At 47.7% G+C, this 20,418-nt stretch carries 12 protein-coding genes; 9 read left to right on the top strand and 3 right to left on the bottom strand.

Translation table 11 applies throughout. The features are described from left to right. Positions 1-11: 11 nt before the first annotated feature. Complete coding sequence (locus BQ7394_RS26260) at positions 12-5,636, top strand: alpha-2-macroglobulin family protein (protein WP_235848719.1); 5,625 nt, start codon at positions 12-14, stop codon at positions 5,634-5,636. Between the two features lie 199 nt (positions 5,637-5,835). Here the strand turns inward: BQ7394_RS26260 and BQ7394_RS09340 are convergent, their stop codons facing one another. Next, on the bottom strand, positions 5,836-6,330 hold the full coding sequence (locus tag BQ7394_RS09340; protein WP_075557199.1) for a GAF domain-containing protein: 495 nt from the start codon (positions 6,328-6,330) through the stop codon (positions 5,836-5,838). 76 nt (positions 6,331-6,406) lie between these two features. Between BQ7394_RS09340 and BQ7394_RS09345 the strand changes: the two genes are divergently transcribed. The 3 genes from BQ7394_RS09345 to BQ7394_RS09355 all read left to right on the top strand — a co-directional run bounded on the left by BQ7394_RS09345 (position 6,407) and on the right by BQ7394_RS09355 (position 9,390). Beyond that, positions 6,407-7,759, top strand: a complete 1,353-nt coding sequence (locus tag BQ7394_RS09345) for an MATE family efflux transporter (RefSeq protein WP_075557200.1) — start codon at positions 6,407-6,409, stop codon at positions 7,757-7,759. Between the two features lie 45 nt (positions 7,760-7,804). Then, positions 7,805-8,446 (top strand): cytidylate kinase-like family protein, encoded by a 642-nt coding sequence (locus BQ7394_RS09350; protein ID WP_028726701.1) that lies wholly within the window; start codon positions 7,805-7,807, stop codon positions 8,444-8,446. A gap of 173 nt (positions 8,447-8,619) precedes the next feature. Beyond that, positions 8,620-9,390, top strand: a complete 771-nt coding sequence (locus BQ7394_RS09355; protein ID WP_028726700.1) for a sulfide-dependent adenosine diphosphate thiazole synthase — start codon at positions 8,620-8,622, stop codon at positions 9,388-9,390. Positions 9,391-9,489: 99 nt separating this feature from the next. Here BQ7394_RS09355 and BQ7394_RS09360 read toward each other — a convergent pair whose 3' ends face one another. Then, the gene (locus tag BQ7394_RS09360; RefSeq protein WP_075559950.1) at positions 9,490-10,452 is read right to left on the bottom strand and encodes a hypothetical protein; all 963 of its coding nucleotides are present in this window, start codon (positions 10,450-10,452) and stop codon (positions 9,490-9,492) included. Positions 10,453-10,981: 529 nt separating this feature from the next. On the opposite strand from BQ7394_RS09360, the gene BQ7394_RS09365 reads away from it, so the two are divergent. From BQ7394_RS09365 to BQ7394_RS09385, 5 genes are all read left to right on the top strand, one after another. Next, complete coding sequence (locus BQ7394_RS09365) at positions 10,982-11,377, top strand: DUF6769 family protein (protein ID WP_235848720.1); 396 nt, start codon at positions 10,982-10,984, stop codon at positions 11,375-11,377. A gap of 95 nt (positions 11,378-11,472) precedes the next feature. Further along, positions 11,473-12,696: an efflux RND transporter periplasmic adaptor subunit gene (locus tag BQ7394_RS09370; RefSeq protein ID WP_075557201.1), complete on the top strand. Its 1,224-nt coding sequence runs from the start codon at positions 11,473-11,475 to the stop codon at positions 12,694-12,696. A gap of 15 nt (positions 12,697-12,711) precedes the next feature. Continuing rightward, a complete protein-coding gene (locus tag BQ7394_RS09375) occupies positions 12,712-15,849 on the top strand; it encodes an efflux RND transporter permease subunit (RefSeq protein WP_075557202.1) in 3,138 nt (1,045 codons plus the stop codon). Then, positions 15,846-17,027 carry a TolC family protein gene (locus tag BQ7394_RS09380; RefSeq protein ID WP_075557203.1) on the top strand — a complete coding sequence of 394 codons (1,182 nt, stop codon included), beginning with the start codon at positions 15,846-15,848 and terminating at the stop codon, positions 17,025-17,027. The genes BQ7394_RS09375 and BQ7394_RS09380 overlap by 4 nt, the downstream gene beginning before the upstream one ends. Positions 17,028-17,194: 167 nt before the next feature. Next, positions 17,195-19,213 carry an SUMF1/EgtB/PvdO family nonheme iron enzyme gene (locus BQ7394_RS09385; RefSeq protein ID WP_075559952.1) on the top strand — a complete coding sequence of 673 codons (2,019 nt, stop codon included), beginning with the start codon at positions 17,195-17,197 and terminating at the stop codon, positions 19,211-19,213. A gap of 160 nt (positions 19,214-19,373) precedes the next feature. Here BQ7394_RS09385 and BQ7394_RS09390 read toward each other — a convergent pair whose 3' ends face one another. Then, entirely contained in the window at positions 19,374-20,324 is a 951-nt protein-coding gene (locus tag BQ7394_RS09390) for an NAD(P)H-dependent flavin oxidoreductase (RefSeq protein ID WP_075557204.1), read from the bottom strand. Positions 20,325-20,418: the final 94 nt, after the last annotated feature.

The raw sequence follows: 20,418 nt of genomic DNA on the forward strand, positions 1-20,418 counted from the left end.
TTGAATAAAATATGGCAAGGTATCTTTATTGGGTGTGTTTATGCTATTTGCTGTGCTTGTTTAGTAGTTGTAATACAAAAAGTGCCGGGGGAGAGGCGCAGGAGTTGCCTTTTAATCCGCATGTAGAAGCATTTACTTCCGGCAAGATATCTCGGTATACGCCGGTCTATCTGATCTTTAATCAGGATATCGCACAGGATAAACTGAAAAGTGACGGGTTGAGTAAGCTTGTCCGTATAAAGCCCGAGGTGGCCGGTGAGTTTTCTTTTGAGAATAACCGGACTATCGTATTCAAACCGACAAAAGCATTTGAACGGAATACAACCTATAAGCTGACCGCCAACCTCTCCGAATGGTTCGATGTGACAGGTAAAGATAAGGAGTTCGCCTTTGAATTTTCCACCTTCCCGCTGGCACTTCGTGCAAACCTGGAGTCGATGGACATCAATGCAAAAAATGAGAATGGTTATGATATAGTCTGTACCCTATTTACTCCGGATAAGGAAACACCGGAGACGGTCGAGCCACTTGTGCGTTACTCGGAGAAAGCGGATGCGGTATGGCAGCACAGTCCCGACGGCAAGAAACATCAGGTGACCTTGCAGAATGTACAAGCCGGGAATGACGGCACGCGGACATTCACCCTTTCGGTGGCTCCCAATAAATCAGGAGTAGCCGAAGACAAACTGCTTACCGTCCCTATTCCGGATATGAACGATTTCGACGTTTATGACGTGACCTATGTAACAGAGCCTGAGCGCTATGTGGAAGTGACGTTCACCAAAGACCTGGACTCTTCGCAGGACATGCAGGGACTGGCTTTCATCGCAGGAAATACATCCGAGACGGTCAACGTGGAGGGCAACCGCTTGCGTTTATATCCCGACAGCCAACGTAAGGGCGTTATGAATGTACACCTGACTCGTCAGATTCGTAGTAAGAACGGGCTGACGCTGAAAGAAGACGTCACCCGCCAGATCGAGATCAATACCTCTTTGCCCGACGTTAAGTTTATCGGACAGGGAGTAGTCATCCCGCAATCCACCGAACTGCTGGTACCATTCCAGGCCGTTTATCTTCGGGGAGTGGTGGTTCGCGTGATAAAGATACTGGAACAAAATATCGGTCAGTTCCTGCAGGTGAACAACCTGGACGGGACTTCCGACCTGATGCGCGTAGGCCGTCTGGTTGCCCGTAAGACGATCTTCCTGGATGAAGATGGTAGCGACCTTTCCCAATGGAACACATACGCGGTCGACTTGAAGAAACTCATGGAGCCGGAGCCCGGAGCCATCTACCGGGTAGAGCTTTCTTTCAATAAAGACCTGTCGGCCTACCCTTGTGACGACTCGGTAAAAGTATCGCGCGAACAACTTCTGGCTGAAGACGAGATCAAGTTCAAAGAAGAAAGCTCCCGCTTCGATGATGGCGGTTACTATTATTATAACGGCGATTTCAACTGGAACGATTACAACTACAGCGAACGGAATGACCCTTGTTCGAACAGCTACTATTATAATAAGGTAGAAGGCAAGAACGTATTGGCCACCAACCTCGGACTGATGGCAATGGCCGGCGAAGACAACGAAATGACAGTCTTGGTACATAACCTGCTCAGTACGTCTCCCGAAAACGGTGTCAATGTATCCATCTATAATTACCAGAACCAGGTACTGGCATCCGGTACGACCGACGGCAAAGGAGAGGTGAAACTGAAGATCGCTTCCGGCAAACCTTTCTACATTATTGCTTCGCAGGGATATCAACGTTCCTACCTGCGTGTGGATGGAGGTTCGGCATTGTCGTTAAGCTCGTTCGACGTATCCGGTGAAGTGGTACAGAAAGGGATCAAAGGCTTTATCTATGGTGACCGGGGCGTATGGCGTCCGGGCGATACGCTTTTCCTTAGCTTTATGCTGAACGACCGGGCAAAGAAACTTCCGGCGAACCATCCGGTAGTGATGGAACTCTATAATCCGTTGGGACAGCTTTACCTGCGTAAGACACAGACACGCGGCGAACTGGGCGTTTACTCTTTCGCTATGCCGACCGAACCGGATGCTCCGACCGGAGCCTGGAATGTGAATGTAAATGTCGGTGGCGTCAGCTTCACCAAACGCCTGCGCGTGGAATCGATCAAACCGAACCGGCTGAAAATAGATTTAACATTTGCCGGCGGAACCAATAAAGGCAGCATGGATAAGGCCAGCATGGATGATGGCGCTATTGATAGGGCCAGCCTCGGTACGGGCGGTTCGCGAACCGCCCCTACGGTATTGCGGGGCGAACCTCTGAACGGGCGCTTGCATGTGGAATGGTTGCAGGGAGCAACGGCAAGGAACCTGAAGTACGATATCCAGGGAACCTTTATTTCGACCCCGACCACCTTTAAAGGCTATAAGGATTTCTATTTCGATGATCCGTCGAAGACATTCAACAGTGAAGAAAGTAAACTGATCTCCGGCACGACCGACGACAAGGGAGATGCAACCATACAGACCAGGTTCGAGATCGGTACGACCGCTCCGGGCATGTTGATGGCTAACTTCGTGACTCGTGCCTATGAAGAGTCGGGCGATTTCAGTATCGATGCGAACAGGATGCTTTATTCTCCTTACAAGCGGTATGCCGGTATCAAATCGCCGCAGCAGACACGTGAGCAGTTGAATACCGGAAGCAATTATACCTACGAAGTCGCTTCGACCGACTATCAGGGAAATCCGCAGGCCAACACGGAACTGGATGTGCAGGTATATAAAGTATACTGGTACTGGTGGTGGAGTTCGGACAACAGCAGTCTGGCTAACTACGTATCCGACTCTTATAATAAGCCGGTTAAGCAATTAACCGTCCGCACCGGCGAGAACGGCCGGGGCACCTTCCAACTCTCGTTCAGCAACGAAGAATGGGGTACCTATTTTATCTCCGTGAAGGATAAGGAAAGCAAACACTCCACCGGAGTTATGAGCTATTTCGACTGGCCGTATAACGAAGGACGCCGCAATGCCGATGGCAGCGAATCGGCGAATATGTTGAGCTTCAAAACAGATAAAGATAACTATAAACCGGGCGAGAAACTGGTTATCACCATCCCGTCCGCCAAAGGAAGCCGTGCCGTTGTCAGTATCGAGAATGGAACGAAGGTACTATCCGTTACCGAACATACCTGTGACGACCAGCAGACAACGATCAAGCTGGATGTAACCAAAGAGATGCAGCCGAATGCATACGTCTACGTCACGTTATTGCAACCTCATGGGCTTACGCAGAACGACCTGCCGATCCGTATGTACGGTGTCGTACCTTTCACGGTGACTTCTCCCGAAAGCCATCTGTATCCACAGATCAGTGTGCCTGACGAGATCAAGCCGGAAGCCAAATACGAAGTGGTCGTCTCGGAAAAGGACGGTCGCGAAATGGCTTATACGCTGGCTATCGTCGACGAAGGCCTGCTCGACCTTACCCGCTTTCGCACACCCGAACCCTGGAAAGCCTTTAATGCCCGTGAAGCATTGGGCGTAAGTACCTGGGATATGTATAACTATGTAGTCGGTGCTTACGGCGGACGTATCGAGCAACTGTTCAGTATCGGTGGCGACGATGCCCTGAACAAAGGGCCGAAAGCTATCGTCAACCGTTTCAAACCGGTGGTGCAGTTCGAAGGCCCGTTCCTGTTGCGGAAGGGGAAGCAGCAGCGTCATATCTATACAATGCCGAATTATAACGGTCGTGTCAAAGTAATGGTCGTAGCCGGAAACGGTGAGGCTTACGGGCATGCCGACAAGAGCGTATTCGTACGTAAGCCGGTCATGCTATTGGGAACTTTGCCGCGCGTGATCGGTGTGGGAGAGGAGATGGTCGTTCCGGCCACTGTCTTTGCTACTGAAAACGGGGTAGGTAATGTCGATGTCTCCATCACCTGTTCTGCTAATATGGAAGTGATAGGAGCCCCCAGTCAGCAGCTTCACTTTACGGAGAAGAGTGACAAGCAAGCCCTGTTCCGCATTCGGGTAAAAGACCAGCCGGGTGCCGGTCGGGTGACTATTACGGCATCGGGCAAGGGCGACAAGTCCGTCTACACGACCGATATCGAGATACGTTCCGTCAGCCGTCCGCAGGTGAAGGTTCTGCCTGTTACCCTCGAAGCCGGCAAGTCCTGGAAAGAAACCGTTAAGCTCCCCGGCATGGCAGGAACCAATTCCTTGTCGCTGGAAATGTCGGATGTGCCGCCGTTGAATCTTTCTTCCCGCCTGTCATACCTGATCGGGTATCCGCACGGATGTGTGGAACAGATCACATCGAAGGGCTTCCCGCAACTCTATGTGGGTGAATTTGCCGCTTTGACGAAGCAGCAACAGAATACGACCGAAAATGCGGTGAAAGAGGTGATCCGCCGCCTGCGTTCTTACCAGACCGTAGATGGAGCATTCTCTTACTGGCCCGGTGGTACGAGCAGCAACGGATGGGGAACAGTCTATGCAACCCACTTCCTGTTGTCGGCCGAAGCAAAAGGATATCTGGTACCCGACGGAATGAAGCGTAACGTCTTGAACAACCTGCGCCGCGTTGCCCGCGACTGGAAGCCGGTAAGCTCTTACTATTCCCGTTCGGAAGAAATGACACAGGCTTATCGTTTATACGTATTGGCTCTGGGACAGGTGCCCGAAGTAGGGGCGATGAACCGTCTGAAGGAAAACAAATCGCTGGCTCCGATGAGCCGTTGGCTATTGGCTTCCGCCTATGCGTTGGTGGGCCGTACCGATGTGGCGAAAGGCCTGATCGAGAAAACAACGGAAGTGAAAACGGACTATTCCGATTATGACCTGACTTTCGGTAGCGACCTGCGCGATCAATCCATCCGGCTGATGACGTTAACCTTATTGGGTGACGGCAAAGAGGCTGCCATACTGACTCGCGATATCTCGAAAGTGCTTTCTTCGGACGACTGGCTGAGTACACAGTCGACAGCCTTTGCCCTCGTTTCGCTTTCCGAGTATATGACTAAATATAAGGTATCCGGAACGATGGAGTTTACCTATGCTTATGGCAGTACGGCGAGCCAAGTAAGTACAACTAAAAATATCTGGACGGAAGTCCTGCTCGATAAAGCCGGAATATCTGCTTCCCTGGAATTGAAGAATACGGGCAAATCGACCTTGTTCGCCCGTGTCATCACCGAAGGCATTCCGGCACAGGGCAAGGAGGAAGCCTATGCCAACGGTCTGTCGATGGCAGTCAGCTATACCGATCCGAATGGTCGTGCGGTAGATATCACCAAGCTGCCGCAGGGAACGAACTTCGTTGCCGTAGTCACTGTAAAGAACCCGTCTGCACGTGGTTACAACAACCTGGTGTTGACAGAAATCTTCCCTGCCGGCTGGGAAATCCTCAATACCCGCTTCCTCAACGAAGGGGCAGCCGACAGCAAGACTGCCGGTATCAACTATCAGGATATCCGCGATGACAAGGTATATAGTTATATCGATCAGCTGCCTTCCGGTCGCCAGGTGACTGTTAAGGTTAATCTTTGTGCCGTTTATCCGGGACGGTTCTATCTGCCGCCGGTCTATTGTGAAGCGATGTATGATAATCTGATCCGGGCGAATACGGAAGGGAAAGAGGTGGTCGTAGAGTAGGCATAAACTAACTGTTAAGTCGGGACTTATTAGATGAAGAGTCCCGACCTACTATTGCTACCCTGTACACCCTGGCCGGCTACCCTGTACAGGCTGACAAACCAGGGTGTACAGGATAATCGGCCAGGGTGTACAGGCTGGTCTTATTGAGTAGGGACTTTTGTTGTAATAAGTAGGTAGGAATGCATTAGTTTCTCCCTTATTTTGTGTTAGTCGGATAGGTAGCCGCAAGTCTTTGGCATATAGCTTCCAGATAGAAGGCATCCGTTTCATTGAAACTGTTCAACGTATCGCTGTCGATGTCGAGTACGCCCACCACTTTGCCTTCATGGATAATAGGTACCACGATCTCCGACCTGGAGGCGGAGTTGCAGGCGATATGACCGGGGAACTGCTCTACATCCGGTACAACCAATGTACGTGCCTCTTTCCATGCCGTACCGCAAACACCTTTTCCGATGCGGATACGTGTGCAGGCCAGCGGCCCCTGAAAAGGGGAGAGTACCAGTATATCTTCTTTTACTCTGTAAAAACCCACCCAGAAGAAACCGAATGTCTGCCTTAGGGCTGCCGCGATATTGGCCATGTTGGCAATAACATCCGTTTCACCAGCCAGTAACGACTCTATTTGGGGAAGCAGCGTTTGATACTGCTGCTCTTTATTTCCATTGCTTACGATCAAGTTCTCTGCCATCTTTTAAACTATTATAGTAAAGCAAAGGTAAAAATTAATCGGAAATATCCGTACCTTTGCAGATCAATTGATCTTTATGGCAAAACAGAACTCTCCTCTGGTACTGGGTACCGAACGTATTGGAAAACTGCTTACGCAGTATGCTATTCCGGCGATTATCGCCATGACAGCCTCTTCGCTTTATAACATGGCAGACAGTATTTTTATCGGACATGGGGTTGGCCCGTTGGCTATCTCCGGTCTTGCCCTGACCTTCCCGTTGATGAACTTGGCGGCAGCTTTCGGTTCGCTGGTGGGTGTGGGGGCTTCCACGCTGGTGTCGGTGAAGCTGGGGCAGAAGGATTACGACGGTGCCAACAAGGTACTGGGTAATGTGCTTGTCTTGAATGTGTTGCTGGGGCTTGCCTTTACCTTTGCTTTCTTGTTTATGCTCGACCCGATCCTTTATTTCTTCGGGGCAAGCGAGAATACGATCGGGTATGCCCGCGATTATATGGAGATTATCCTGTATGGTAACGTGATTACTCATATGTATCTGGGACTGAATGCCGTGCTGCGTTCGTCCGGTTTCCCGAAACTGGCTATGTATGCCACGCTGGCCTCGGTTGTGATCAACTGCATACTGAACCCGATCTTCATCTTCGGCTTCGACTGGGGAATCAAAGGATCGGCTTGGGCAACGGTCATATCGCAGGTTATATCGTTGACAGGACAGTTTATTCATTTTTCCTGTCCCACGCAGTTGCTTCATTTCAAGAAAGGTATTTATAAATTGAAGAGTGAGATTGTCAAGGGAATACTTTATATCGGAATGTCCCCCTTCCTGATGAATCTTTGTTCCTGCTTGATCGTAATCCTTATCAACCGCGGACTGAAGGAACATGGAGGTGATATGGCGATTGGAGCTTATGGTATCGTCAACCGCATCATCTTCCTCTTTATAATGATTATTATGGGCTTCAACCAGGGAATGCAGCCGATTGCCGGGTATAATTTCGGTGCCCGTTTGTACCCCCGTGTGACGGAGGTAACGAAGCTAACGATGAAGTGGGCTATCGGGGTGGCTACGGTCGGTTTTCTGTTGTGCCAGTTGTTTCCGACACTGATCGTCAATATGTTTACTACGGATGACGAGTTGGTGAAGCCCGCCGTGTTTGGTCTGCATATCGTGTTTGCCGTCTTCCCGATCGTCGGTTTCCAGATGGTAGCAACGAACTTCTTCCTTTCGATCGGTATGTCGAAGAAAGCCATCTTCCTGTCGCTTACCCGGCAGATGCTATTCCTGATCCCCTGCCTGATCATCCTTCCCCGTTTCTTCGGAACCCTGGGTGTCTGGATCAGTATGCCCGTAGCCGATACGATCGCCACAATAGTTACGGCAATTGTACTGGTTAATCAATTCAAGCAGTTTAAACATGCGGCAAACTAAAAAAATATTGTATATTTATCGCAGGATAATCAAATCTGATAATTTATGGATAACAAGATCATATTGACTATTGGCCGTCAGTTTGGCAGCGGTGGTCGTGAGGTAGGGCAGAAGCTGGCTAAGGCATTGGGTATCGCCTATTATGATAAGGAACTGATGGCTGTGGCTGCTAAGGAGAGTGGTTTGAGTGAAGAGTTTTTCGAAAAGGCGGACGAACGTGCTTCGAGCGGATTGTCTTATGCTTTTACGATGGGGTATTCATACATGGGGATGTTTACGCCTTACAACGATATCCTATCCAACGACGGATTGTTTAAGTTCCAGAGCGATGCTATCCGTAAACTTGCTGCCGAGCAATCATGCATACTGGTAGGGCGTTGTGCCGATTATATCTTACGGGACGATCCGGATTGCCTGAGTTTCTTCATCCATAATAATATGGAAAACCGTATCCAGCGTATTCTCGAGTACCAGCCCGTAACGGTGGAACAGGCCAAAGAATTGATGGCGAAAACGGATAAATCGCGTGCCGCCTACTATAATTATTATACCAATAAAGAGTGGGGTGTAGCCTCTTCCTATAATTTCTCTATCGACGTATCCGTGCTGGGTGTAGACGAAACCGTAGAGTTCATGAAAAGCTTTGTTGAACGGAAAATGGAAAAGCGGCCGCCACATTTCGGATAATTTACTATCTTTGTCCCTGACTTATCATAGGGGTGCCTTAATATACAGGCTGAGATTATACCCATAGAACCTGCCCGGGTAATGCCGTGAAGGGAGAATCGGTAGAATTGCTAAATAAAGGAGAGCTTAACCTCTATGTGCTCTCCGATGTTTAAACACTAATTATTATTGTAATGGAACAAATCGTTTCAACAGGGATTATTGACTCTTATTTTGCAAAATTGAAGAGCAACTTATCAATTGACGTGGCTATCGTAGGTGGTGGTCCTTCTGGTATCGTAGCAGCTTATTATCTGGCTAAAGCCGGTAAGAAAGTGGCACTTTTCGACCGTAAACTGGCTCCCGGCGGAGGTATGTGGGGTGGTGCCATGATGTTTAATGATATTGTTGTGCAGGAAGAAGCCATGCCGATTGTAAAGGAACTGGGCGTTACTTATCACGACGCTGGTAACGGAACTTATATTATGGACTCGGTTCATACAACTTCCGCCCTGATTTACCAGGCAACTAAGGCGGGTGCTACTATCTTCAATTGCTATTCGGTGGAAGATGTCGTGTTCCACAACGACGCCGTAGCCGGTGTTGTTGTAAACTGGGCTCCTGTTATCCGTGAGGGTATGCATGTCGATCCATTGACTATTATGGCAAAGGCTGTACTGGAAGGTACAGGACACGATTGTGAAGTAGCACGTACCGTTGCACGCAAAAACGATATCAGACTGAATACTCCGACCGGTGGTGTAATCGGTGAACGTTCACTGAACGTGGAACTGGGTGAGCAGACTACGGTAGAGAATACAAAAGAGATCTACCCGGGATTGTTCGTTTCCGGTATGGCAGCTAATGGAGTAAGCGGTAGTTTCCGTATGGGCCCTATCTTTGGCGGTATGCTGATGAGCGGCAAGAAAGCTGCCGAACTGATCTGCGAAAAGCTCGATAAATAATACGAAGTAAGAAAGTATTATAATAAAGAAGGACGGTTATCCTGTTATCAGGGTTTCCGTCCTTTCTTATTATAGTAACATAAAAACTCATGCCTTAAGTCACATCTTCTCTACGATCTCCCGTTGTTTCTTGAAGAACTGTATTCGTTGCATCTCGCCGCTTTCGGAAATCATAGTTGAGAACTTTCTCAACGACTGTATCCATTCTTTCATGCTTTTACACATGTCTTTATCTCTCGAAGTGATCGAGTTGATCGAGAATATCCGAATCAGGCTTAGTTGCAGGCTCGATGTCTCTACATAACTGTAAGTGGCTTCGAAGTTGATGTTGGATATATATATATGTATATCTTTCCCCGTATCGAATTTCCCTTTGGAGGCTATTGCTTCCAGGTCGTCGAGCAACTGAAGGAGATCTTCCTGCAGCTTTGTTACCTCTTCATCCGTAATAAGATGGATACTGGCGAAATATTTAATATCGTTCACCAGATAGTAAAACATCATACTGTCCCAGATATAGTTGGTTGTCTGTATATACTGGGTAGCCACGACGAAATCTTTCTGCGCTTGCTTTAACTCGTCCGAAATGTTTAGTTCCGAAAAATACTTTACACAATTAACTTTCTCATTTTGATACATCCATTTGAATAGACGGAATTTAGACAAGTTATCATATTTCAGATAAAAAGTCTGTGGAATCATGTTAGACGCTGTGCTCAGTTCCGACACCGGATCGTCGCGCAACGACTCAAATAGTTCGACATAGTGGTCAAGGATAGTATAATACGTTTTGATAGGATCTGAATAATGTAAAAGATTCAGGTCGAACATTGCGTTATTAGTATAGCTTATACCCACGATCTGATCCAGAGAAACTCCCATTTTCTTTGAAATAATCGAAGCTTCGTTGAGTGTGAAAGGTACTTCGCCACGTAACCTGCGGTACACGGCCTCTTTTCCTATGTAAAGAATATCCATCAGAGTATTCGCGAGGTTTACTCCATCGGGTATTTTATCTTTCATCACTTCAATCAGGTTTGTATTTAATACATCTGTATTCATTACCAATTTCTCCCTTTTTAAAATATATATGTTCATTAATTAAACAATCAAGATAACGTATTGTTTCGGAAAACGCAACAAACGTGTTGGCGGCAACGTGTATGTTGCGAATATCTGAGAAATGGGAGGGGTGAATATGTGAATGAGAAATAGCCACAGGGTAAAATACCTTATATACGAAATAAAAGTCCCGCTTTTGCGTAGTAAATTCGCATATCTCAATGAAAGAGAGGTAATGATGGTTTGGATGGATAGTTATTACTTTACTATTAATAATAAGTGATTGTTAAATTGAGATAGCATTAGAATGGATGAACTTTATTTTATTTTAGTCTTAGATTTTTTGTTTATAAATTATTTGACCTAACCAAACATTTGCTTGTATAATCAGAATGAGTAGACCACTAGTGCTAATACCATGAACAGCTGCCCGGCTGAGAGGTGATCTCTCGGCCGGTTTTTTTTATTATATATCTTACATTTGCCATTGTGTTGCAAAATAAACTTCCTATTTTTGCAGCATCAAGTTATGAAAGTGAGAGAAAAGATAATCCGTTATGTTATGTTGCTGGCAAGTATTGTCATGCTGCTGTCGGTGGTGGTGCCTCATCATCACCATAGCAACGGGATGCCTTGCTTCAAGTCGCTGACTACCGATACCCATAGTCATAAAAGTGCTTCATCGCACGACTGCGGATGCAACGGGCATAACCTGGCACTTTTTACTTCACTTCTTTCTCATGCGAGTGATCTCGATGTCAGTCACTTACTTTTCCCTTTGCAAGTTTTATTTGATTATATTAACCCTCCTGAACCAGCCTTCTGCGGACAACTTTTTGATCGTGGTCGAGCCTTTTATATTGAGTCCCTGCATGATACATGGATAACGTGTGCAAGTGGACTGCGAGCCCCTCCTGTGTTATAATTGTTATCAGTTAGAGCGAACCTTATTCGCTTTCCGGTGTTTCTACCTAAACGCCGGACTATTGTCTATTTGCATTAATAATACATTATAATACAATGAGAAAGATATATTTATTGTGGGTCTTATGTGCCTACCTATTAGCAGGCTGTAGCGGTGGAGCTACTAAGCAAGACGAACATGATCATGACCATGAAGCGCATGACCATGAAGAAGGACACGATCATGACCACGAGGGACATGATCACGAACATGAAGGACACGATCACGGCAAGGAAGCAGCCTCAGGAGCACATGCCAATGAGATCATATTTAAAGAAGAACTGGCTAAGGCTGTCGGTTTGCAGACAAAAGTCATGGAACCGGCTCCTTTCACAGATGTAATAAAGACCAGTGGAAGCGTATTGGCAGCACAGGGTGATGAGACGACTGTGGTTGCAACAGTACCCGGTATAGTTACTTTCGGTAGCCTGTCATTTGTAGATGGTGCAGCAGTACGTAAAGGTCAGGCTATCCTGAGCCTGGCGTCCAATACGCTTTCGGATGGAAACGTGGCGGCCCGTGCCAAGTATGCATACGAGAATGCCAAGAAAGAGTACGAGCGTATGGAACAATTGGTGGGTGACAAGATCGTTTCTGCCAAAGACTTCGAACAGGCTCGTTTGAATTATGAGAATGCAAAGGTTGCCTATGAAGCGATTGCCGGCAAACAAACGGCAAATGGGGTATCGGTAGTTTCTCCGATGAATGGTTACCTGAAGAATTTGCAGGTGAAAGAAGGTGATTATGTGGCAGTAGGCCAACCGTTGGCCACTATATCGCAGAACAGCCGTCTGGTGCTTCGTGCAGAAGTTTCGGAAAAGTATTATAAATATCTTCCGGCCGTTCAGTCTGCCAATTTCCGTACGCCTTATGATGAAATGGTCTATAAGCTGTCTGATCTTCACGGACGTATACTTTCTTATGGAAAGGCTTCGGATGCTAATTCATTCTATATTCCTGTCACTTTCGAGTTTGATAACAAGGGAGCGGTAATACCCGGTTCGTTTGTTGAAATTTACCTGTTAGCTTCTCCGATGGAAGATGTGTTGAGCGTTCCTGTTTCCGCTTTGATAGAGGAACAAGGTATTTACTCCGTGTTTATCCGCCTGGATGAAGAAGGCTATCAGAAACGGGAAGTGAAACTGGGGGCCAACAATGGTTCGGAAGTACAGATATTATCCGGGTTGAAGCCTGGTGAAACGGTAGTTACACAGGGTGCTTATCAGATCAAACTGGCATCTGCTTCCAACGCTATTCCTGCTCATACTCATAATCATTAATGGGAGGAGCAGAATATGTTAAATAAAATTATATATTACTCGCTGCATAACAGATTGGTAGTCCTGATCTGTGCTTTGCTGTTGATGATAGCGGGAACATATACAGCCTTTCACACGGATGTAGACGTGTTCCCGGATCTGAATGCTCCTACCGTAGTTATCATGACGGAAGCTAACGGTATGGCTCCTGAAGAGGTGGAACGCCTGGTTACTTTCCCTGTGGAGACTGCCGTGAATGGTGCTATGGACGTACGCCGTGTACGTTCTTCTTCTACTACCGGATTTTCGGTTGTATGGGTGGAGTTCGACTGGGGAACGGATATTTACCGTGCCCGTCAGATCGTATCGGAGAAACTGGCAGTAGTAAGCGAAAGCCTTCCCGAGAATGTGGGGAAACCGACATTGGGCCCGCAGTCTTCTATCCTGGGAGAAATGATGATCATCGGCTTGACGACTAAGGATAATGGAAATGACCCCGTCGGTACGGGCGGTTCGCGAACCGCCCCTACGGAAACCGCCACCACCCAAATGGATCTGCGTACGATTGCCGACTGGACGATCCGTCCGCGTTTGCTGTCGACCGGCGGGGCGGCACAGGTGGCTGTTATCGGTGGTGATATTAAGGAATATCAGATATTACTCGATCCTGCCCGTATGAAACATTACGGAGTGGGACTCAATGAGGTACTGACTGTTTGCCGTAACATGAACCGTAACGCAAATGGTGGTGTACTCTATGAATATGATAACGAATACATTATCCGGGGCGTTCTTTCCACTTCTAAAGCGGATGAACTGGCTAAAGGAGTAATAAAAACGGTAGACGGTTTCCCGGTACTGTTGGAGAATGTGGCAACCGTGAAAGTCGGAAGTAAAAGTCCTAAACTGGGTACGGCTTCCGAACGGGGAAAGCATGCTGTACTAATCACTGTCACCAAGCAACCGAATACCAGTACGATCGACCTGACCAATAAGCTGGACGGTATTGTTGCCGACCTTCAGAAGAGCCTGCCTTCGGATGTGAATGTATCTACCGATATTTTCCGTCAGAGTCGGTTTATCGATAGCTCTATTAATAATGTAAAGAATAGTCTGTTTGAAGGTAGCTTCTTCGTTGTGATCGTATTGTTCCTGTTCCTGATGAATATCCGCACGACGGTGATCTCTTTGGTAGCGTTGCCGTTATCGTTGCTGGTGTCTATACTGGTATTACATTACTTGGGAATGACTATTAATACAATGTCATTAGGTGGTATGGCTATCGCTATCGGTTCGTTGGTGGATGATGCGATTGTCGACGTGGAGAATGTGTATAAGCGGATACGGGAAAACCGGATGCTATCGCCCGACGACAGACGTTCGATACTCGATGTTGTATATGACGCTTCTCGCGAAGTTCGTATGCCTATTCTAAACTCGACGTTGATTATTGTAGTCAGTTTCGTACCCTTGTTTTTCCTGCATGGGATGGAAGGTCGTATGCTCGTTCCGCTGGGTATTGCATTTATTGTGGCCCTGTTCGCTTCGACGATCGTAGCCCTTACATTGACTCCGGTGTTATGTAGTTATCTGTTGAACCGTAAGGCGACTGATAAGAAGATAGATAAAGAAGCATGGGTGGCTCGTAAGCTGAAAGAATGGTATGCCAGTGCGCTGAATGTGGCGTTGGCGCATAAGAAAATGGTACTGGGTTGTACATTTGGCTTGTTTGTTGTGGCACTGGGTATCTTCTTTACGTTAGGGCGTAGCTTCCTGCCTCCTTTCAACGAAGGCTCTTTTACTATCAATGTAAGTTCGTTGCCGGGTATCTCACTGGATGAGTCGGATGAGATGGGACACCGTGCGGAGCAACTGTTGATGCAGGTTCCCGAGATCCAGACTGTAGCCCGTAAGACCGGACGTGCCGAACTGGATGAACATGCTTTGGGTGTGAACGTATCGGAGATAGAGGCTCCTTTCGTCCTGAAGGATCGTAGCCGGGAGACTGTGATGAACGATGTACGTAAGAAATTGTCTACCATCAGCGGTGCCAATATCGAGATCGGTCAACCTATCTCTCACCGTATCGATGCTATGCTTTCGGGTACGGAGGCTAATATTGCTATCAAGCTATTTGGTACGGATTTGAATCGTCTCTTTACGATCGGTAATGATATAAAGAACTCGATCCAAAGTATTCCCGGCCTGGTTGACCTGAAGGTGGAACAACAGATCGAGCGTCCACAGTTGACCATTACGCCCAAACGTGAACTGATGGCTAAGTACGGTATATCGCTGCCGGAGTTTGAAGAGTATATAAATGTCATGTTGGGTGGTGAAGTAGTCAGCCAGGTATATGACGACGGTAAGACTTTCGACTTGACCGTTAAGACTTCGGACGAAAGCCGTGCAACGATGGAGGATATCCGCAACCTGATGATCGATGCAGGAGGGAAGAAGATACCGTTGAGTTATGTAGCGGAAGTACGTTCGGTGACCGGTCCGAATACGATCAACCGGGAGAATGTACAACGTAAGCTGGTTATCAGTGCAAACGTATCAGAACGCGACTTGCGTAGTGTGGTTAATGATATCCAGAATAAGATAGGTGGTTCTATCCAGTTGCCCGAAGGTTATCATATCGAATACGGCGGACAGTTTGAAAGTGAACAGGCGGCCAGTCGTACATTGCTACTTACTTCTTTAATGTCGTTGTTGGTGATCTTCCTGTTGCTTTACAACGAGTTCAAGAACGCCAAAGAAAGCGGTGTGATCCTGTTGAACCTGCCGTTGGCTTTGATCGGAGGTGTGTTTATCCTGTGGATGACTTCCGGAGAGATCAGTATTCCGGCCATTATCGGTTTCATTTCGTTGTTTGGCATCGCTACCCGTAACGGTATGTTGCTGATAAGTCATTATGCACAGTTGCGTAGCGAAGGCTTTTCGGTACGTGATGCCGTGATGCACGGCTCTCTGGATCGTCTGAACCCGATTTTGATGACGGCTTTGAGTTCGGCACTGGCTTTGATACCGCTTGCTTTGAACGGTGATCTGCCGGGTAATGAGATACAAAGCCCGATGGCAACCGTTATTTTGGGTGGTTTATTGACTTCTACCTTCCTCAACGGCTTTATCATTCCTATTGTTTATCTTTTAATGAATAAGGAAAAATGAAACAATTCATAATAATAGCGACATTGGCATCTGCCGTATTTTCGGTTAATGGACAAAACTCCATTGATGCGGTCTTGCGCAGTGTTGAGGCCAATAATAAAGAATTACAGGCTAACAGCCAACTGACTGTTTCGAAGAAACTGGAAGCCAAGCTCGATAATAATCTGGCCGATCCGTCTGTTTCGTATGTTCATCAGTATGGAAACCGGGAAGGAATGGGCTTTCAGGGCGAACTGGTCGCTTCCCAGTCGTTCGATTTCCCTTCGGTGTATGTGCAGAGGAACAAACTGGCGAAGTCGAAAGCTGTTAGTTTCGATAATCAGGGGGCAGAGTTTCGCCAGCAAATCCTGTTACAGGCAAAAGTGCTTTGTTTGGATCTGGTCCTGTTGAACCAGCAGAAAGCGTTACTGGATCAGCGCCGGCACAATGCGGAACAGTTGTCCGAACTGTATGCGATGCGTTTGCAGTCGGGGGATGCTAATATCCTGGAGACAAATAAGATCGACCTGGAACTGTTGAACGCAAAGACCGAAGCCCGTATGAATGAAGCTGCCCGTATCGCCAAATTGCAGGAGCTGGCAACATTGAACGGAGGAATTGCCATCGACTTCACGGATACGACTTACAGGCAGACTGATGAAGTCCTGTCTTTTGAAGAGTTACGTTCGGAAGCGATAACATCCAATCCTCAATTACTGACTTTGAAGAGTGAGCAGGTAGCTGCCCAACGTCAGTTGAGTGTCAATAAAGCGAAAGGGCTGCCGGGCTTTGAACTGGGCTACCGTCTGAATACTGCGGCAGGTGGCGAACGTTTCAATGGTTTCCTGGTGGGTGTAAGTATCCCGTTGTTCTCAAACCGGAATAATGTACGGCAGGCGAAAGCCCAGTCGCTTTACACCGACCTGCAACTGGAAAGTACTACCTCTGCCGTTGAGAGCGAATTACATCAATTGTATAATCAATCGCTGGCGCTGCGAACTTCTATGGACGAATATAATACCGTCCTGAAAAGTCAAAACAGCCTGGCATTGCTGAATAAGGCGATCCAGACCGGGCAGATCAGTATGATCGAATACTTTGTGGATGTAACTACGCTTTATCAAAGTATGCAGAACTATATGCAGTTGCAGAATGAGTATCAGAAGGTGATGGCACAATTATATAAATACAAGTTGTAGACTGGTATTTGTTGTTTTGCAAATTATCAGGTTTGAAACAATATAGCAGACCTTGTAGGGGCAGGTTCCAAACCTGCCCTTTTTTGTATATAGATATATCGTTAGGTATTGTATTTGGAACAATATATCTATCTTTATTCCTTGAAATCAGAAAACAACGAATGAAGATGAAAAACACTACAATCTTATGTTATAGCCTTTCTGCCCTGCTGGCTACAGCTTCCTATGCCCAGGAAAAGAACAGCCTGGGAATGGAGTTCGTACGCATACCGGAGGGAACTTTCCACATGGGTGGTCACGGGCTGGGAGAGGATTATGACGAAGCCCCGATCCATCCGGTAACGATCACAACCCCTTTCCTGATGGGGACTACCGAAGTAACGAATGCCCAATATGAATCCTTCGATCCCACCCACAAAAAGCTAAGAGGTAAATACGGTCTCTCAAAGGGAGACGATGAAGCCGTCATCTTTGTAAACTATCTCGAAGCCCAGGCCTTCTGCGATTGGTTATCGAAGAAAGAAGGAAAAACCTACCGTCTGCCGACAGAAGCAGAATGGGAATATGCCTGCCGTGCCGGTTCTTACTGGAATTTCTGGATGGATGACGGACTGCATGGCGTGTATCATAAAAACCAGCAAAATGTGTGGGGAACGGATTCGACTATCTGCCTCCAGGTTGGCAAAACACCTCCTAATCCTTTCGGTCTCTACGATATGCATGGCAATGTAGAGGAATGGTGCAGTGACTGGTACGGCCCGTACGAAGCCTCTGCACAGACAGACCCGGTCGGTCGTGCTGACGGTTTATACAAGGTGACACGCGGCGGAAGCCATAGCACACCGGAACGCTTCCTGCGTTCGGCAAACCGTATGGCCATGCTGCCGGAGGACAAACACTGGCTGACCGGATTCCGTGTCGTGCAGGCTGACATGCCGCAAGGCCAGCCACTTCCAGCCCTCGAACCAGCTTCGCAGGAAACAGTTTCCCAACAAAAGTATGACTGGGGAACTCCGTCGAAAGCCCCGTTCTTTGCTGAACCTCTTGTTTATGTAAATACTCCGGACTGCTCTTCGGGCGTTCCGTTCTATAAACATAACCATTGTCCGGCTGTCAGCTGGTGCGATAATGGCGATCTGCTGGCTATCTGGTTTACCTGCGACGAGGAGTCAGGTAGGGAAATGGTAATTCTTGAGAGCCGACTGAAGCCGGGGGCAATCGAGTGGACCGAACCGCGTGAATTCTTCCGGGTTCCTGACCGGAATGTGACCGGTTCGTCCCTGCTGAATAATAACGGAACATTGATTCACATGAACGGTATGGAGGCTGCCGGAACCTGGGAAACACTGGCTATGGTCATGCGTACGAGTAAAGATAACGGTGCAACCTGGAGTCGTCCCCGTATGGTTGCCCCCGAACATGCTCGCCGTCACCAGGTGATAGCAGGCTCATCTATTACGAAAGAAGGCTGGTTGGTACAAGCCGCCGATGCAACGCCACGAAGTAACGGAGGGACAGCTTTTCATCTCAGTAAAGATAACGGTCTGACTTGGGAAGATATGGGAAAGACTAATCCCGGTACATTCAAAGCGGGGGCTTCGGGCGGAACCATTGCCGGGATTCATGCCGGTGTAGTGCAATTGTCTGACGGGCGTTTTATGGCTTTGGGACGTGGCGACGGTATTGTCGATAGAAACGGTTTGGAGCGTATGCCCATGAGTATCTCGGAAGACAACGGCCGTACCTGGACATATAGTGCATCCGAGTTTCCTCCGATCGACGGTGGTCAGCGCCTGGTGTTGATGCGTCTGCGTGAAGGACCTCTTTTACTGATCTCGTTTACTAACCATCCTTTCCGCTTGAAAAACGGATTGAACGGAATGACTTTCAAAGATAAGGACGGTAATGAGTACACCGGTTACGGGATGTATGCCGCCCTGTCTTTCGATGAAGGGAAAACATGGCCGGTGAAGAAGCTGCTGACGGATGGTAAACGCCGCTTTATGGACGGTGGCGCCTGGACAGGCTTTTTCGATATGGACAGTACGCATGCCGAACCCCGTGGTTATCTGGCTGCCACACAGTCACCGGATCAGGTCATCCATCTACTGAGTAGCCGGAATCATTACCGGTTTAACCTGCAATGGCTGGTCGAAAATACAGACTTTCAAGGTAAGGTAAAGTAACTTCTTTGGTTTTGTCTAAACGGGTTATCAGTCAGGGACTTGCAGTTTCCTGAATTTTCTTGCTGAGGAAACTATAGTTTCCCGCGCAGGGAACTAGCGTTTCCTGGGCAAGAAACTCCAGTTCCCTAACGAGGAAATTATCAGGACACTGGCTATCCGGTTAGAATAGGTTAGCTTCGTTGTTCAGTCCGGCAAGTGCTTTTCGATAATCGGCAACAAGTTCTTCCATCACTTCGCTGACAGTCTGTTCTTTTCTGAATAAGGCGGCAACCTGTCCGATTTCCAGTTCTCCTTCTTCCAGATTCCCTTCGAATATACCTTTCTTGGCTCTGCCTTTGCCTAGTAAAGCGCGCATATCTTCTACGGATGCACCTTGTGCTTCGGCTTCTTCCACTGCCGTTTTGAAATCGCCTTTAGCCAAGCGGGTAGGAGCAAGCTTTTTCAACAATAGCTTCGTGTCTCCCTCATTGAGACTGAGGCAAAGCTGTTTGAAGTTCTCATGAGCGGAACTTTCTTCCGTCAGGGCAAAACGGGTACCGATCTGTACACCTTCCGCACCGAGGGCAAAAGTAGCCAGCATAGCATCACCGGTACCTATACCTCCGGCGGCTATCAGTGGAAGAGAGGTAGCCCGGCGCACGGCAGGGATCAGGCAGAGCGTCGTCGTCTCTTCGCGTCCGTTATGTCCTCCGGCTTCAAACCCTTCGGCAACAATGGCATCGACACCTGCCTCTTCACATTTGACGGCAAACAGGGAACTGCTTACTACATGGACTACTGTCATACCATGTTCTTTCAGGAAAGGAGTCCATTTCTTAGGACTTCCGGCAGAGGTAAAGACTATTTTTACTTCTTCTTCCACCAGAATATTCATCAGGCTCTCTATTTCCGGGTACATCAGCGGAACGTTCACTCCGAAAGGATTGTCGGTAGCCGCTTTAGATTTGCGGATATGTTCGCGCAGCGTGTCGGGATGCATGGAACCGGCACCGAGCAATCCCAGTCCCCCGGCATTGCTGACAGCCGAAGCCAGTCTCCAACCGCTGCACCAAACCATCCCACCTTGTATAATGGGGTATTTTATACCGAATAAGTTACATATTCTATTCATGGTTACTCTATTTATACTATTAGGGGAACAAAGTAAAATAAAACTTCCCTATCTTTGCACCACCTATTATATAATTAATGTAGACATAAATTAA

It is taken from the genome of Parabacteroides timonensis (genome assembly GCF_900128505.1).
GTDB lineage: Bacteria > Bacteroidota > Bacteroidia > Bacteroidales > Tannerellaceae > Parabacteroides > Parabacteroides timonensis.